The organism is Agrobacterium sp. LEGMi-208b, from assembly GCF_059511785.1.
In genome coordinates this window covers 1,252,542-1,269,152 of sequence record NZ_CM183446.1, presented here as the reverse complement: position 1 = coordinate 1,269,152, position 16,611 = coordinate 1,252,542, and the positions used below count along the sequence as shown (strand labels likewise).

Here is a 16,611-nt window from a genome sequence, read left to right as displayed (position 1 = left end):
TTAGAACTTGAGCAGAGGTTTGATGTCGTAGAGGCGGCAGCCGGCGCTTCGCGCATTGGCCCGCATCAGGAAGTTCAGTTTCTCGATGCGCTCGCCGGAACGCGGCGCGCCGTTCTTTTGAAACGGCACCTGCAGACCGACGGAGAAATCCATCACCACATCGTCAACGACACCGCCGGAGCGACCGGAAGGCACGGCGATCATCCCGTGATCGTCGGCAAAACGATAAGCGTCCATGGCTTCGGTGATCGTGCCGACCTGGTTCGGCTTGAGGATGAAGCCCGCCACCGCGCGGGTTTCATGGGCCCGCTTGAGATAGTCCAGCTTGGTGACCGTCAAATCGTCGCCAAGGATGATGGTGCGGGTCAGTTCCTGGCTCGTCTTGACGTAACCATCCCAATCGTTCTCATCGAGCAAATCCTCGATAAAGACGAAATTGTATTTTTCCGTCAGTGCCTTGGTGTAGGCAATTAACCGATCGCTGCTGACCCGCTCCCCTTTGAGAAGATAGGTACGGCTTTTTGCGTCGTAAAATTCGCTGGAAGCGCAATCGAGCGCAAAGGCAATCCGGCCGGTATAACCGCATTCGTCGATCGCCTTCTGCATCAGGTCAAGCAGGACTTCAGGATCATCGGACGGCGCCGCATAACCGTAGGAGCTTGCCACCTGCGGCTTGTGACCGAGGTGTCCGGTCAGCACCTCTCCGAGCTTCTGGAAAACGGTCACCGCCATCTCGATGGACGTGTCGATGCTGTCGGTGCCGTAGGGGACGATCAGGAATTCGTTGAAAGACTGGATGAAGCCTTCGTATTTGCCGCCGTTGATGACATTAAAGCACGGCACCGGAACAGTCTTGATGCCGGCGCCGGCGATATGATCGTAAAGCGGAATGCGGCGTGCGTCGGCAGCGGCACGGAACGCCGCGATGGACACCGAATAAATGGTGTTGCCGCCGAGGTTCCGTTTGTCCGGTGTGCCGTCCAGATCAATCATCTTCTGGTCGATGGCGCGCTGATCGAAGACATTCATGCCGATCAATGCCGGACCAATGACTTTCTCGGCCTTTTCGACGGCGTTATGGACGCTAAGGCCACCATAACTCGACTTGTCGCCGTCTCTCAGGACGAAGGCTTCATGCATGCCGACTGATGTACCGGTCGGCGCCGCACCCCGACCGATTGCGCCGCTTGCGGTGCGGATTTCGACTTCGACGGCGGGGCGGCATTTGCAGTCGATGATCTGTTGGGCAAAGACCGATACGATCCTGTCTTCCATCTTGCTGGCCATCCTTCAGGCTGGAACGTAGAGAATGTTGAGGTCGCAGAGATTGGTGCCGGTATTGCCGGTGAAGATCGCCGATCCGATCGCATCGAGCGCCTCGAAGCAGCTGTGTTCGCGCAATGTCTGGTGGAGGTTGATTCCGTTGGCGGCAGCGGCGGCAAGGCTGGCGGAGTCGGTGATGCCGCCGGCGACCTTGGCGGTGCCGTCGGTGCCTTCGCTGTCTATCGACAGAAGGCAGGCGCCTTTTGTTTTCGACGCCATGATTGCAAAGCCGACGGCCATTTCCTGACCTGGTCCACCATGACCCTTGATCACGCTGTTATCGAGGATCTGGGTCGTGACTTCGCCCGAGCTGAGAAGGACGCAGGGCGCCTTGATCGGATTGCCATGCGTCTGGATCTCCCGTGCGATCGACGCGAAAAACGTGCCGGCATCCTTGCTTTCACCTTCGAGAAAGGACGAGACGATCATGGCCGGAATGCCCATCTCCTCGCAGACCTGCCTGGCATAGATGCAGCTGTCCGGCAGCGAGTTCAGCAGGAAATACGTGTTGCTCGGGAAGGCCTTCGGCGTTTCCTTGTCCGGGCCGGCATTCATCAGGTAATCGACGACACGCGGTGGCAGCCGGTCGGCGACGTTGAAGTTGACGATGGTGGCGCGCGCATCGTCCAGTGTCGTCGCATCCGGGCCGATCGGCGTGCTCTTATACGCGGCATAGGGGACGGCAATGTCGCCTGTAGCCGGTGTGCCCACGCCATCGCTGATACCGAAGCCGATGAGTTCGGCACCCACTTCCTGGATACGTTTGGCCAGCATGCCGCCATTCAGCGCGGAAATATGCCGGCGCACGGCATTGATTTCGTAAATGCCGGCGCCTGACTTCAGCAGAACGTCAGTCGTATCGATCTCATCCTGCAAGGTGATGCCGTCAATCGGGCACGACATGAGGGCAGAACTGCCGCCGCTGATCACCACGATGAACAGATCGTCCGGCCCGGCCTGATCGACGATCTCGATGATCTTCCGCGAGGCACGGAAACCCTCCTCGTTCGGAAGCGGATGACCGCCGACATAGACCTCGGTCTTGTTGAAGTGGTCGGTTTCCTCGTGGATCTTGACGATCGCAATTCCGCCGGTCAGGCGATCTCCAAGCACGTGATCCACGGCCATCGCCATGTGATTGCAGGCCTTGCCGGCGCCGAAGAGATAGACATGGCGCTTCTTCGACAGATCCCAGGACTTGGTGCCGATATGCAGGATATCGCCGTCCAGCCGCATGATGCTGCGAATGCGCTTATAGCTGTCGAGCCGCTCAAGCGTGCGATCGGCAATCTCCAGCACGACCTGCCGTGAAGCGATGTCGCCTTGCGAAAGAATGGTGTCGGCGTTTCGTATCTTCGTCATTTTGGACACGGATAGGCGCTCCTCGAAAGCAGCTGTGCGCTGGAGGGTGAATGGATATTTGTGCGGACAGGGTTTGCCTCTGTGGTCGCCATCTCTATCATTATGGGCTATTGTCGACAATAGCCCATAAATCAATTTAGCGTTTTTTTTGACCTTGTTGGATATCGGGCGCGGCTATAGGTTTCGATTCCTTGTCAGGCAGAGGCTTTCAATGACGCAGGTAAAACTTCCCAAGATCCAGAAAATGCCCGCCGACGCGCGCGCCTTGGACGCCTTGCGCGGCCAGATCATCGACGGTTCCATCCGCCCGGGTTCGCGATTGACCGAAGTCCAGCTTTCCGAAGAAATGGGGCTTTCACGCGCCACCGTGCGGACAGCCCTTCACCAACTGGGCAAGGAAGGGCTCGTCAATCTCGTTCCCTATACCGGATGGACCGTTATTGAATTGACGCGCCAGGATATCTGGGAGCTTTACACTTTGCGCGGGGCCGTCGAGCGACTGGCCGCCCAATTGGCGGCGTCCACGGATGACAGCAATGGCCTGGATACGATCGCCAAAGCGTTCCAGAATCTAAAGTCGCAATGCGAGACGGGCAAGGCTGCCTCTATCGCGGAGGCGGATTTCGCGTTCCACAAGTCGATCGTCAATGCTGCAAACCATGAAAGGCTCCGGCTGCAATATGAACTGATCGAACAGCAGATCCTGGTCTACATCCATTCCAGTGATGCCCTGATCAGCGATCCGTCCGAGATTGTCGCCCAGCACCAACCGATCTTCGATGCGATCCGTAACAAAAACGCCGATCTTGCAGGGTCTTTATCCGAGCAGCACAATCTGCTGGAGGGAACCAAGCTGACAGGCACGATACCGGAAACTTGACAGGGCTCCGCAGCAATGCGAAGCCCCCGTGACATGCAATCAAGTTGATAGCTTGAAAAGCCCTATCGCAATGGCCCGACATAGGGTCCGCATCGTTCCACGGCGATACGGACCGTCTCATCTGGATCGCGTTCCCACCAGTCGAGCTCGGAGAAGATTTCCAGCTCGAACGGGCCTTCATAACCGATCTCGTCGAGCCAGCCGCGAATGCGGGCAATATCGACAACGCCATCTCCGACCATGCCGCGGTCTCTGAGATTTCTGGTGGGCACCAGCCAGTCGCAATAGTGGAACGTCTGGATCCGGTCTTTTCCGGCCCGGCGCAACTCCCTCTCGAAAGCCGTGTCCCACCAGCAATGGTAGACATCGGCAACAAGGCTGGTCACACTATCTCCCAATTCGTCAATCAGACCGTTGACGTCGGTGATAGAATTCATTGCGCTGCGGTCACCGCAATACATCGGATGCAGCGGCTCGAGGCCGAGTTTTACGCCGGAAGACTGAGCATAGGGCGCAAGTTCCGCAAGCGCGTCGTGAATACGCGCCCGCTGGCCGGCAAGATCCTTGTCACCGATTGGCAAACCACCCATCACCATGACGACGCAAGGCGCACCGATGGCCGCCGCCTGATCGATGATGCGGCGGTTTTCCTCGATCTTCCCCCGATAGGCTGCCGGGTCCGTTTCATTGACCCAGGCGCTCGTGCACAGCGAAGCCACCCACATCCCCGCATCCCGAAGATGTTTGGCTGTTGCCTCGACACCATAAGCGTCGAGGAAGTGCCGCCAGACCGCGATGCCTTTCACGCCATGGCGCGCATAACCTTCGATCGCCTCCGGCATCGACCATTTTGGTGTGGTGATCTGATTGATCGCGAACCGCGTAAGATCGTACTGCGTCATGCCGCCACCCCCTGGATGCGACGGCTCTCGGTTGCCGAGACATCGATGGTCACACCGTCCGCGGCAAAGACGACGCCATGATGTTCGCCGGCATAGGCCGCTGTGATCTTGCCATTGACGAGGTCGTCGCGGATCAGGTCGAGCGAACGCTTCAGCGGATCGCCGTAGCCACCGCCACCGGCCTGCTCATGCCGAACCACGACATCACGACCGATCGTGCGGGTAACCTTGGCGGGCAGATAGACATTCTCACCTTCCGGATCGAGGATGTTGATGCAGGGTGCAGCCGGTTTGCCGCCGAACAGGCCGTAGGGCGAATGGTTGCAACGGTCGGCGCGAATCTGCAGCACGGCTTCTTCGGCAAGAAGACGATATTGCCGGATCAGGCCGAGACCACCGCGATATTCCCCTGCTCCGCAGGAGTCCGGTCGCAGGCTGTATTCGTCCATCATCATCGGATAACGGACTTCGAGCGTCTCGACCGGCAGGTTCGACATATTCTGCGACGGATTGGTGACGCCTTCGACGCCGTCCTTGTTCCAGCGACCGCCCCATGCGCCGTTGATCATGTCGACCAGGACGAAGGGTTCGCGGGTTTCTTTATCCCAACCGCCGAAGGCCAGAACCGTGTTGCCGCCTTCACCGGCCGCCATGACCCTCTTCGGCGCGATCTGCGACAGCGCACCCAGAACCGTGTCGACAACGCGATAGCCAGTCAATGCGCGGGCCGCGACCGGCGCCGGCATCAGCGGATTGAGGATCGAGCCTTCCGGCGCCGAGATCGTGATGGCACGATATACGCCGGCATTGTTCGGTACTTCGCCATCGAGCGCGCAGCGCACCGAAAGATAAGTCGAAGACTTCACGAAGGAGAGCGTCGAATTGATGGCACCCTTGACCTGCGGCGAAGACCCGGCGAAATCGACGTAGAGATGATCGCCCTTGACGGTGAGCTTGACCTTGATCGGTATCGCTTCGGTCGTGAAACCATCGCCATCGATATAGTCTTCGAAATGGTAGTCACCATCCGGCCAGGAGCGGATCGCAGCGCGCGTCAATTGCTCGCCGTAGTCAATGAGGTCATCGAAATAGCTGTCGAGTTCCTCGGCGCCGTAACGTTCGATCAGACGCAGCAATTCGCGCTCACCGAGGTTGCAGGTCGCGAATTGCGCCTCCAGATCACCGAATACCAGTTCCGGAAGGCGGACGTTTTTTTCGATGATGCGCATCAGGGTATCGTTGACGACACCCTTCGAATAGAGCTTCATCGGCGCAATGCGCAGGCCTTCCTGGTAGATTTCGGTCGAGTCTGCGGCATTCGAACCGGGAACACGACCGCCCACATCGCAATGGTGCGCGATGACGACGGAGAAACCACGCAGTGAATCGCGATGGAAGATCGGCCGGATCATGAAGATATCCGGAAGGTGCATGCCGCCTTCATAGGGATCGTTGAAGACAATGACGTCGCCGGGCGAAAGATCGTCGGCATATTTCGCCATGATGACTTCCATCGCATCGGGAACTGCACCGAGATGGAGGGCAACGGTCTTGGCTTGCGACAGGATGCGGCCGTGACGGTCGCAGAGCGTGACGGAATAATCGAGAACGTCGCGAACGATCGGTGAGCGTGCGGTACGCATGACGGCGAAGGCCATGTCGTCGACAATGGTATCCAGCGCGTTCTTGATGACGGCGAAGGTGATGGGATCGTTGTGTTTCTGAGCCATGAAGCTGTTCCTTCTCAAACGACTCAAGCGAGGGTGGCGACGACGTTACCGAAGGTATCGAGGTCGGCGGTTGCGCGCGGCGGGATGACGATGGTGGTGTCCGGGCTCTGGATGATGAGCGGTCCGGTCACGCCACCCTGGAAGGTCTCGCGCTGGTAGATCGGAGTATCGATCCAGCCGTCGGTGCGCGAGAAATAGATCTTGCGAGAGTCGGGGCCGTTCGCGCTCTTTTCCGGCGGGTTCGGAACGAAGCTGAGACGGTTACCGCTATTGCCGCTGGCATTGAGGCGGATGTTGACGATCTCGACACCATCATCCGACGCATAGCCGTAAATACCCTTGTAGACCTCACGGAAGGCGGTGCGCAGGCTCGCCCGGTCGGCTTCGGTAACGGTTTCCGGCAAGGCGATCGGCAGTTCGAAATCCTGCCCCTTGAAGCGCAGATCGGCTTCGAAACCGCATTCGACTTGAGCTTCCGAGTAACCTTCCTCGGCCAGCGATGCGATCGCCTCCGCGCGCATTTCCTTCAGCAGCGCATTGACCTGATCGACCGGAAGCTGGTCGAGCATGCCGTTGAGGCTGCGCAGAAAGTAGCGCTCGACCTTGGCGGCCAGCATGCCCGTCGCCGTGAATACGCCCGGCGACTTCGGGAAGATGACGCGGGAAATGTTGAGCGTGCGGGCGAGGTCACAAGCATGCACCGGGCCGGAGCCGCCGAAGGCGAGGATTGCGAAATCACGCGGATCGACGCCGCGCTCGACGGTCACCGCCTTGATGGTGCGGGCCATGTTGATATTGACGACTTCGCGGATACCGAAAGCAGCGTCTTCGATCGACAGGCCGAGCGGATCGGCGAGGTCGCCCCTGATCGCGGCACGCGCACCTTCAACGTCGAGCTTCATGCTGCCGCCGGCAAGCGCAGACGGCAGGAAGCCGAGAACGACGTTGGCGTCCGTGACAGTCGGTGACTGACCGCCGATGCCGTAGCAGACCGGCCCCGGATCGGCGCCGGCCGAGAGGGGGCCGACATGCAGCAGGCCGCCATCGTCGATGCGCGCGATGGAGCCAGCGCCGCTGCCGACTTCGGCAACGTCGACGGTCGGAACACGCATCAGATAACCACCGGCCTTGATGAACCGGCTCGGCGTCGAAATGCCGGCACGAAATTCATATTCATTGGCGCGCGACAGTTCGCCATTGTGGATCAGCGACGCGGAAGCTGTGGTGCCGCCCATGTCGAAGACCACAAGGTCTTTTTCGCCCATCGCTTCGCCGAGACGGCCGGCACCGACGACGCCTGCCGAACGGCCCGACGAAATGAAGAAGACCGGCTTTTCCTGCGCCATCCTGGCGCTCGACAAACCACCATTCGAGTTGCTGATGAGGAGCGGTGCCGAGACACCGATCTCGCGAAGACCGTTTTCGAGACGCTCGAAATAGGCGCGCAGCGACGGAAGGACGTAGGCATTGACGGCCGTGGTCGAGGTGCGCTCGTATTCGCGGATTTCCGGCAGAACCGAAACGGAAGCGGTGACCCACATGTTCGGGAAGTGCCTGCGCATGACATCGAGCGCACGCGCCTCGTTCTCCGGGTTCTTGTAGGAGTTGATGAAGCAGATCGCGACGGATTCGACGCCTTCGCTTTCGAAAAAGCGACCGATTTCGATGACTTCCCGTTCGTTCAGCGGCTTGAGCACACGACCATCGGATGTGGAGCGCTCATCCACTTCAAGGCGATAGCGACGCGAAATCAGCGGAACCGCCTTTTCCCAGCTCAGATCGAACATGGTCGGCGTGCGAACGCGGCCGATTTCGAGAACGTCGCGGAAACCCTTTGTGGTGATAAGGCCGCTCTTGGCGCCGACTTTCTGAAGCAGCGTGTTGGAGCCGACTGTCGTTCCGTGGACGACTTCCACAACCTTGCCGACGTCAAGCCCGGCCGTCTCGGTGATCTGCCTGATACCGGTCAGAACCGCCTGCTCAGGCTTGGCAGGGGTCGAGGGAACCTTCGTGAAGAAGGTCTCGCCTCCATCACCGAACAGGACGAGGTCCGTAAATGTCCCGCCAATATCCACGCCGATGCGTGCAGTATTCATTTTTACCTCCTGCGCCGAAGCGCGCCTTGGGAACATCAGGGCATGCCTTCCCCGTTCGCCCGGATTTTCCGGCCGTCGAATGAAAGCAGCAGTGAATGCGTATGCGTTAGTGGGATCGAACCGAGGCGTGCCAGGGAATGGAAAGCCGTTCGATTGTTTCCATGAGACTGAAGAGGAGCGAGCCCATCGCGATCAGCAGCACCAGACTGACGAAAAGGCTCGGCGTGTCGAATTGGCCCTGGGCAGTCAGGATCGCAAAGCCGAGACCAGAGGAGGAGCCGACGAATTCACCGATAATCGTGCCGATCAACGCCAACGAAATGGCGACCTTGAGCCCGGCGAAGATACTCGGCAGGGCGCAGGGCAACCGCACTTTCACGAGGATCTGCCAAGCGCTTGCCCGACCGACGCGGGCAAGATTGATCATGTCGGGATCGACCGAGCGCAGGCCGAGAACCGTATCGATGACGATGGCGAAGATCGCCAGCATCACAGCGATGGCGATTTTGGGCTCGGGTCCGATGCCCATCCAGACGACAAAGAGGGGTGCAAGCGCCACCTTGGGGATGGAATTGAGTGCGACGAGCAGCGAAAAGATCGGCCGTTCCAGCGATTTCGACGAGACGATCACGATTGCGAGCAAAACACCGAACAGAACCGACAACAGGAAGCCGATCAGCGTTACGCCAAGCGTGATGCCGGCATTATAGAGGAAATAAGAGGGTGCCCTCAGAAACTCCTGCCATACGGCCGAAGGCGCGGGTAAAAGGATGGGCGATATGGCGAAGGCCCGAACCGCGACCTCCCAGAGCGCGACAGCCGCCACCAATGTCAGAACACCTGGGAGAAAGCGTGAAAGGCGGGAAGCTTTTTTATGCATCTTTGACGATTCCCAGCTTGGTGAAGACCTGTCGAATGTGGTTGCTGTAGCGCCCGAAGTCGGGCGTCTCACGCAAGGACAAAGGGCGCGGGCGCGGCAGGTCGATATCGAGAACTTCGATGATCCTGCCCGGATGACGGTCTAGAATGACGACCTTGTCGGACAGGAAAACCGCCTCGCTGATACTGTGAGTGATGAAGACGATCGTCTTGCGGGTTTCCAGCCAGATGCGGGCGACCTCGACATTGAGGTCGTCGCGCGTCATCGCATCGAGAGCACCGAAGGGCTCGTCCATCAGCAAAATATCCGGATCGGTCAACAGCGCCCGACAAATGGAAGCACGCTGCCGCATGCCGCCGGAAAGCTCCCAGGGGCGCTTGTCCTCATATCCAGCCAGACCAAACCTCGCCAATTGGGCTTTCGCACGTTCGCGGATCTCCGGCGTGACCTTCTGCTGAAGCTCGACATTGAACAGCACGTTTTCCACGATCGTGCGCCAGTCCAGCAGCATGTCGCGCTGGAACACCATTCCAAGGCCCGCCGGGGGCCCTTTGATGGCCTCACCCCGGGCACTGATCCGGCCCGAAGTGACATTCTCAAGCCCGGCCACGCATTTCAAGAGTGTGCTCTTTCCGCAGCCGCTCGGACCGAGAATGCTCACGAACTCGCCTTTACGTATGTTCAGGTCGATACCCTGCAGGGTCAATGCGGTTTCCGGCCCGCCATATCGCTTATCCACGCCGGAAACCCGTATGTAGCTGTCTTGCGGCACGCTCATACCGTCAACCTCAAGCAACGAAATCGTTTGTGAAGATGTCGGTCAAGGCAAGCTCGGTTGTCAGCGCCTTGGATTTGCGCATGGTGTCGAGCGCGGCATTCCAATCCGCGTCAGCCTGCCAGCCGATCGGCTTGCCGGCCGTCGCCGGCGTGTCGAATGTTTCAATCGTCAGCTTGATCTGATTGACGAGAATTGCCTTGTCCAGCTTCGCATTCGGGCGCTGCTGGATCATGGCTTCCGCACCTTCCTCCGCATGTCCGTCACGAAGATAGGCCCATGCCTTCTGCTGGGAGGCAACCAGACCCTTTAGAACATGGTGCCGTTTGGCAATGACCTGCTCATTGGCGACCAGGCCGTAGCTCGGGAAATTCACCCCTGCATCGCTTGCTGCAATCCCCTTGGAAGGACGTACGGCTTCGGCTGGCGGAAGGATCGATGGCCCGGTCGACAGGATCGCATCGGCGCGCTTGGTGGTATAGGTGCTCCACAGGGCTGCGGGATCGACCAGAAGCAGCTCGACCGTCGTGCGATCCAGACCACCTTGCGCGAGCCAGTAATCGATGAAGGGCGCCCAGGGGCTGGCAGCGAAGCAGACGATGCTCTTGCCCCTGAAATCAGCGACCGTCTTGATTGACGAATCCCGGTCGACCGCAGCGCAAAGATCGGTCGCGCGGCCAAAACCGGCGAAAGCACGAACCTGCGCACCCTTGACCCTCGCCTGCGGGACCAGACCAAGCTGAACCTGCCCGACATCCACCTGGCCGGCATTTACCAATTGCAGCGTATTGGCGGAGCCGCGGCCATCCTGGATATCGACATTCAGGCCGACATCCTTGAACCAGCCCTTGACATGCGCAAGATGAATTGCCGCCTGAACGCCCCATGGCGCAAAATCCATCCGCGCAGAAACCGTCTCCAGTCCCTGTGCGCGGCCGAGCGCCGGTGCAGCAAGCGCTGCCATGCTTCCGGCAACGAATGCCCGTCTTGTCGTCGAAAATGTGATGTTCCTGCTAACCATGTCGAAAACCCCTCTTGTTCTTTATAGAACTATTTAGTTTAATAACGACTGTCGTACTGGATTTCCAAACTGGAGTCAATCGCCTTAAATTGCGGCAAGATGCGAAATTTGTGATTTGTATCAGCAACTTAGGTTGACTGATGTTGTTTTTACTGCGGAATTCGACATGTCCATTCATTGCTATGCCGCTTGGCCATGCGGCAAAACGCATGGCGAAACCGGGCTTTAGCTGCTAGGGAGCCGAGACGGACAACTGAGATCAACCCCGTCGGGAGGAGGCACCGATCGTGAATGAGACAGTCGCGGTGACCAAGAAGAAAAGAATTCGCGATCCGCAGCGAACCAGACAGTGGATCATCGACGCCGCCGTGGCGGAATTTACCGAACGTGGCTTCGACGGCGCCCGCATCGACGCGATCGCCGAGCAATCCCAAACCAACAAGAGCTTGATTTACAAATATTTCAACAGCAAGGAAGAGTTATATATATCAAGCCTTTCCGACATTTATAGACAGTTGCGCGCTTCCCAGCACGAGATCGACCATAACGATCCAGACCCTGTGGAATCGATCAGGAAACTCGTCGAGTCGACCTTCGACACATTTGCCAACAATCCGCACATCGTCAGAATGATGACGCATGAAAATGTTCAAAATGCCCGGTTTCTCAAACAGGCGCTGGACATCAAGTCGCTCTATACGCCGCTTCTCGAAAAGCTCGACTACATCATCGGGAAAGGCCAGAAACTCGGCGTTTTCCGCGAAAATATCGATCTGAAGCATCTTTATGTTTCAATCTCGGCGCTCGGATATTTCTACTTTTCAAACATCCACACGCTGTCGATCGTTCTCGATGAACAACTCGAAAAGGCGGACGAAGTCGCCAAGCAGCGGGAGCAGGCCGTCGGTATCGTCATCGCCTATTTGCGGAAATGACGAAGGAAACGGCCAGCCCCTATGCCAGTCAGGGGTGCTTCTTCTCATCGCTCAGGACGCCGCCAACCGACCAATCCTGCTTTTCGACATCGACGAAGACGATCTGAACCGCTTCTGGTCCGCATTTGGAGATGCGGGACATTTCGCGGGTAAAAACTTCCGCAAGTTCCTTTTTCTGCTCCCGGCTACGACCGGACAGCATTTCGACACGAATGACGGGCATTTTCTGATGCTCCTGCAAGCTTTCAATGAATTAAGGGGATCACTCGGGCTGCGCGGCGGCGGCGCTGTAAACGGAATAAACCAGCCAACCGGCATCCACCGGCAAGGTGGCCCCGGTGATTGCCGATGCAGCCGATGAGCACAGGAAGAAGATCGCTTCCCCGACGTCCTTCGGCTCCACAAATTTCCGAAGAGCGGACTTCGCGATAATGGTAGCAGGATCGCGCTGGCCGCTGCCGATGCGCTGTTTCATTGCCGGCGTCAATGTGTAGCCCGGTGCGACCGCATTGACGCGGACACCCCTGGGGCCGAATTCAGCGGCCATCTGCTCGGTCAACATCTTCACCGCTGCCTTGCTCATGCCATAGGCCGGTTGCGGCGTTGCCTGGAAGCTGGTGAGCGAGCAGAGATTGACGATCGAGCCGCCACCCGTCTCCGACATACGGCGGCCGAATGCCTTGCCCATCAAAACGCTGCCACGCAGATTGATATCGATGATCCGGTCGAAGTCGGCAATCGGCATATCGGTAATGCGGATCGCGTTCTGAAGCACGCCGCCGGAATTCACAACCGCAGCGACGGGGCCGTGCTTGGCATAAACATCGCTTGCAAATTGATCCACGGCATTCTCATCCGAGACATCAAGACGGACGAATTCATGCTTTGCGCCCAGAGCGGAGAGCTCGTCGGCAATCGCATTGCCGCGCTCGGTGTTGACGTCAGCGCTCACCGTTCGCCAGCCGGCCGAGACGAACTTTCGTAACGTTGCTTCGCCAATACCGCTGGCGCCGCCCGTCACAATAACAAGTGGCGTCTGATCGCCGTTGGACTTTTCATTCATTGCACTCTCCCGTCATATCTCAGTCGTCAAGCCATATTGGTCGATCTAATGTCGACATAAATCTGAAGTCAAGTCAATTTCGGCTACCGTTTTGCGGCGAACCAAAAACATTCTAACGTTTGACATTTAATATGTCGACATATGACCGACATTATGCGTACAATCTGGATGTGCCCAGTGTCGGCAACAATGTCACCGCGATCAATCCCTGCGAAAGCCGAGTAAACATCATGACCCGCTACACATTCGACTGTATCGAAGGCCACACCGCCGGCATGCCGGTCCGCCTTGTCATTTCAGGTCAGCCAGACCTCGTCGGAGAAACCCAGAGCGATCGCCGCGTCGACTTCATCGCCCGCCACGACTGGATACGAACCGGGTTGATGTGCGAGCCGCGCGGCCATGAGATGATGTCAGGCGCGATGCTCGTTCCTTCGACCAGAGCCGATTGCGATACCGGCGTTCTTTATCTGGAAACGTCTGGATGCATTCCAATGTGCGGCCACGCCACAATTGGCCTGGTAACATTCGTTATCGAACAGGGCATTGTCACCCCGGCAACGGCCGGTATCGTTCGGCTGGATACGCCCGCCGGCGTGGTCGAAGCGCAATATGAAAAGCAGGGCGACAAGGTCACCGGCGTGCGGTTCAGCAACGTTCCTTCCTTCGTCCTGGCAAAAGGCGTCGAACTCAACCATCCCGATCTGGGTCCGATCGTCTTCGACATTGCCTATGGCGGCAATTTCTATCCGATCATCGAAAGCCAACCGAATTTCCGCGATTGCGCCGATTATGCCCCTGAAGAGCTTCGCCGGCTTGCGCAGGTTCTCGTCAAATTGCTCCCGGAGGTTATCGATGTCGTCCATCCGGACAACCCGCAGATCCGCGGCGCCCATCATACGATGTGGTGCGGCGCAGCTCAAAATGGCGGCGAGGCGCGGGCTGTGGTTATCGCAACACCCAAGATCATCGACCGATCACCCTGCGGCACGGGAACATCGGCGCGCGTCGCCTTGCGCGCATCCCGTGGCGACCAGAAGATTGGCGACGTCTTTGTCCATGAGAGCCTGATAGGCTCCAGCTTCAAGGGACGGGTGGAACGTCACGTTACCTTGAACAGCGGCCTTGAAGCGGTGATTCCGAGCGTCGAGGGCAGCGCTTATATTACGGGTCTCTCCACCCATTATATCGATGACAGCGAACCTTACGCCAAGGGTTATCTAACCTGAACATTGGAAAGTTCATGGTTTTCCAGCCGCTTTCCCTTTGCAATGTGACAGGAGGAAAGCGAGACGCTTGACAAGCCGCCGCACCTTGGGAATGTGCGGTGGTATTCGAAAGGGAGGAAGGCATGGCAAAGCCGCTCAGCACCAGTCCGGCACAGGCCAAGGAAACGGGCAGTTCCAGGGTTTATAGCCAGTTGCGGCAAGATATCCTTCGGGTCGATCTGGCGCCTGGCTCCGCGCTCGATGAGGTGGGATTGAGCGAACGCTTCGGCCTGTCCCGCTCGCCGATCCGCGAAGCTCTGGTTCGCCTTTCCAGCGAAGGGCTCGTTGACATTCTGCCCAACAGAAGCACGATCGTTACTCCGCTGAACCTCGACAAATTACCCGAATTTCTCGATGCGCTCGACCTGTACCAGCGAGTGACCACACGTTCCGCCGCGATGTTCAGGACACAGGCCGATCTGGATGTCATTACCGCTGCGCAAAAGCGCTATGTGGACTATACGCGCATCAGCCTCGACACCGGCGATTCAATCCCGATGATCGATTCCAATTACGAGTTTCACATGGCGATCGCACGGGCCGGACGTAACCGCTATTTCACCAACTTTTACAGTCGTGTTCTAAACGACGGGCGCCGGCTCCTGCACTTCCACCTGGAGTTTCAACGTATGGATCCGGATATCAGTGTCGAGAAGCTGGGTGCTGGGCATGAAGAAATGATTGAGGCGATCAGGCTTCGGGACGCCGATGGCGCTGAGCGGGTCGCCCACGAACATGCGGCCCAATTCAAGGGACGTTTCATGCAGTTCCTGAACCGCAATGTCAGTTCGGCCGTCGATTTAACCGCCATGCAACCCAGCCATTTGGAAACTCAGGATAAGGGATGAGACAAGCGCAACCAGCGGCCAAGGTGATCTATATTTTGTGCCAAGCCATGACAAATTAGAGTATGCATACGTGTTTGGTTCTAACATCTTGAGGTCCGCAATGCGTTGTGAACACCCGCAAGATCACTGTTGAAGGGTTTACAATGCCTGCATCTCCTACGGTACTCACGTCCAGCGGGTCAAAACTGACCGGCAGCGCGCGCGTTTATCACACGTTGCGAGATGAAATTCTGCGGGTGCAGGTAGCTCCTGGCATGCCCCTTGATGAACTGGGATTGAGCGAACGCTTCGGCATGTCCCGATCGCCGATCCGCGAAGCACTGGTTCGCCTTTCCGGAGAAGGACTTGTCGTCATCCTTCCCAATCGAAGCACCATGGTTGCCCCGATGGAATTCGACAAGATGCCGGAATTTCTCGACGCGCTGGACCTTCTGCAGCGGGTCGTAACACGCCTGGCGGCGATGAACAGAAGCCCGGCCGAACTCAAGAAAATCGTCATCGCCCAGAAAGCCTATGAAGCCGAAGCTGCCAATACGTTGGTGTCCGGCGACAGCATCCCGATGATCGAGAAAAATTTCGAATTCCATATGGCAATCGCGAGCGCCTGTGGAAACGCTTATTTCAGCGATTCATACCGTCGCATCCTGCAGGAAGGCCGCCGCCTTCTTTTCTTCCATTTCAAATATCAGTCGCTCGATCCAAGTCTGAGCGTTGCGGAGATCGCTGCCGATCATACGATCATGGTTGATGCCATCACAAACCGGGATATCGACGCGGCCGAGCACGCCGCGCATCAACATGCGGCGCAATTTAGGGGCAGGTTCATGGACTTCCTGAACCGCAATCTCAGCGCCGCTCTTTCCGTTCACTATAAGAGCCAGGATTAAGCTGACGGGCTTTCAGCCTCCGCAAGAAGCCTGCCGACGCTGACCCCAGCAGGCTTTTTAGAGCACGTCCTGTTTAAACGGAAACGTTTGACGTTCTCTGCGCTTTGTTTTCAGGCATTTTCCCGACGTAGGTCCTGTTGACGAAGTGCTGCTGCCAATGCGAATCGTGCCGTCAGGGGGCATGGCGATACTTAGAATTTATGATCTCAAAGAGAATGTGCTCGCACTTGATCTCAGAGACTTGCTGCGGCTTTTGACACCTCGATCTTTGCGGGCAAATTGGACAGTTTCGACCGTCAAATCATCCAAACCTGGGCACGAATGGTTTGAGGCCACAGGTGACGGCGGCGGGCGTTGGTCGCCCCTAGCCAGTGCCATTTGTAGGCCCGAAGCTATCGGTTTCGCCGAAGCGGAATCTTAATAAGCCTCGCCGTCTTGTGACCCATCCCGCCTCACCCGGAAGTTGACTCCGGCGCCATATGTGTAGCGAGTGGCGTTGCGGTCAGGTGTAGAGTCTTGGGGCGGTCGATCGACTGCCTTGCGCCGTCATTTCAGTCGTTCGGTGTCACTCTGCATGTTTCCGAAAGCTGCCATTCGGGTTTATTCGAGCTGAAGGCCCTACTTGAGGTAGTTGCGGACCG

15 protein-coding genes are annotated in these 16,611 nt (G+C 57.8%); 5 read left to right on the top strand and 10 right to left on the bottom strand.

The window, feature by feature from the left end; all coding sequences use genetic code 11:
- Together eno and AC5YUO_RS20390 are read right to left on the bottom strand one after the other, a co-directional pair.
- A complete protein-coding gene (gene eno / locus AC5YUO_RS20395) occupies positions 1 to 1,275 on the bottom strand; it encodes a phosphopyruvate hydratase (protein WP_496154953.1) in 1,275 nt (424 codons plus the stop codon).
- 15 nt (positions 1,276 to 1,290) lie between these two features.
- Positions 1,291 to 2,685: a glycerate kinase type-2 family protein gene (locus tag AC5YUO_RS20390; protein ID WP_496156531.1), complete on the bottom strand. Its 1,395-nt coding sequence runs from the start codon at positions 2,683 to 2,685 to the stop codon at positions 1,291 to 1,293.
- A 244-nt stretch (positions 2,686 to 2,929) separates the two neighbouring features.
- Here AC5YUO_RS20390 and AC5YUO_RS20385 point away from each other — a divergent pair, with 244 nt between their 5' ends.
- A complete protein-coding gene (locus AC5YUO_RS20385) occupies positions 2,930 to 3,565 on the top strand; it encodes a GntR family transcriptional regulator (RefSeq protein WP_496154952.1) in 636 nt (211 codons plus the stop codon).
- A 62-nt stretch (positions 3,566 to 3,627) separates the two neighbouring features.
- On the opposite strand, the gene AC5YUO_RS20380 is transcribed toward AC5YUO_RS20385, so the two are convergent.
- The 6 genes from AC5YUO_RS20380 to AC5YUO_RS20355 form a co-directional block, all read right to left on the bottom strand.
- Positions 3,628 to 4,467: a sugar phosphate isomerase/epimerase family protein gene (locus AC5YUO_RS20380; protein ID WP_496154951.1), complete on the bottom strand. Its 840-nt coding sequence runs from the start codon at positions 4,465 to 4,467 to the stop codon at positions 3,628 to 3,630.
- A complete protein-coding gene (locus AC5YUO_RS20375; RefSeq protein WP_496154950.1) occupies positions 4,464 to 6,197 on the bottom strand; it encodes a hydantoinase B/oxoprolinase family protein in 1,734 nt (577 codons plus the stop codon). The genes AC5YUO_RS20380 and AC5YUO_RS20375 overlap by 4 nt, the downstream gene beginning before the upstream one ends.
- Positions 6,198 to 6,220: 23 nt before the next feature.
- The gene (locus AC5YUO_RS20370) at positions 6,221 to 8,293 is read right to left on the bottom strand and encodes a hydantoinase/oxoprolinase family protein (RefSeq protein WP_496154949.1); all 2,073 of its coding nucleotides are present in this window, start codon (positions 8,291 to 8,293) and stop codon (positions 6,221 to 6,223) included.
- A 106-nt stretch (positions 8,294 to 8,399) separates the two neighbouring features.
- Entirely contained in the window at positions 8,400 to 9,173 is a 774-nt protein-coding gene (locus tag AC5YUO_RS20365) for an ABC transporter permease (protein WP_400816255.1), read from the bottom strand.
- Positions 9,166 to 9,951 carry an ABC transporter ATP-binding protein gene (locus tag AC5YUO_RS20360; RefSeq protein ID WP_496154948.1) on the bottom strand — a complete coding sequence of 262 codons (786 nt, stop codon included), beginning with the start codon at positions 9,949 to 9,951 and terminating at the stop codon, positions 9,166 to 9,168. Before AC5YUO_RS20360 ends, AC5YUO_RS20365 begins: the two co-directional genes overlap by 8 nt.
- Positions 9,952 to 9,961: 10 nt before the next feature.
- On the bottom strand, positions 9,962 to 10,969 hold the full coding sequence (locus AC5YUO_RS20355) for an ABC transporter substrate-binding protein (protein ID WP_496154947.1): 1,008 nt from the start codon (positions 10,967 to 10,969) through the stop codon (positions 9,962 to 9,964).
- Between the two features lie 287 nt (positions 10,970 to 11,256).
- Between AC5YUO_RS20355 and AC5YUO_RS20350 the strand changes: the two genes are divergently transcribed.
- Positions 11,257 to 11,904 (top strand): TetR/AcrR family transcriptional regulator, encoded by a 648-nt coding sequence (locus tag AC5YUO_RS20350; protein WP_400816261.1) that lies wholly within the window; start codon positions 11,257 to 11,259, stop codon positions 11,902 to 11,904.
- A 28-nt stretch (positions 11,905 to 11,932) separates the two neighbouring features.
- Here the strand turns inward: AC5YUO_RS20350 and AC5YUO_RS20345 are convergent, their stop codons facing one another.
- Both AC5YUO_RS20345 and AC5YUO_RS20340 read right to left on the bottom strand, forming a co-directional pair.
- Positions 11,933 to 12,145 carry a tautomerase family protein gene (locus AC5YUO_RS20345; protein ID WP_496154946.1) on the bottom strand — a complete coding sequence of 71 codons (213 nt, stop codon included), beginning with the start codon at positions 12,143 to 12,145 and terminating at the stop codon, positions 11,933 to 11,935.
- A gap of 21 nt (positions 12,146 to 12,166) precedes the next feature.
- On the bottom strand, positions 12,167 to 12,967 hold the full coding sequence (locus AC5YUO_RS20340; protein ID WP_496154945.1) for an SDR family NAD(P)-dependent oxidoreductase: 801 nt from the start codon (positions 12,965 to 12,967) through the stop codon (positions 12,167 to 12,169).
- 230 nt (positions 12,968 to 13,197) lie between these two features.
- Here AC5YUO_RS20340 and AC5YUO_RS20335 point away from each other — a divergent pair, with 230 nt between their 5' ends.
- The 3 genes from AC5YUO_RS20335 (at position 13,198) to AC5YUO_RS20325 (ending at position 15,970) form a co-directional block, all read left to right on the top strand.
- A complete protein-coding gene (locus AC5YUO_RS20335; RefSeq protein ID WP_496156530.1) occupies positions 13,198 to 14,196 on the top strand; it encodes a 4-hydroxyproline epimerase in 999 nt (332 codons plus the stop codon).
- Between the two features lie 122 nt (positions 14,197 to 14,318).
- Positions 14,319 to 15,083 (top strand): GntR family transcriptional regulator, encoded by a 765-nt coding sequence (locus tag AC5YUO_RS20330; RefSeq protein ID WP_400816269.1) that lies wholly within the window; start codon positions 14,319 to 14,321, stop codon positions 15,081 to 15,083.
- A gap of 107 nt (positions 15,084 to 15,190) precedes the next feature.
- Positions 15,191 to 15,970 (top strand): GntR family transcriptional regulator, encoded by a 780-nt coding sequence (locus AC5YUO_RS20325; protein WP_400816271.1) that lies wholly within the window; start codon positions 15,191 to 15,193, stop codon positions 15,968 to 15,970.
- Positions 15,971 to 16,611: the final 641 nt, after the last annotated feature.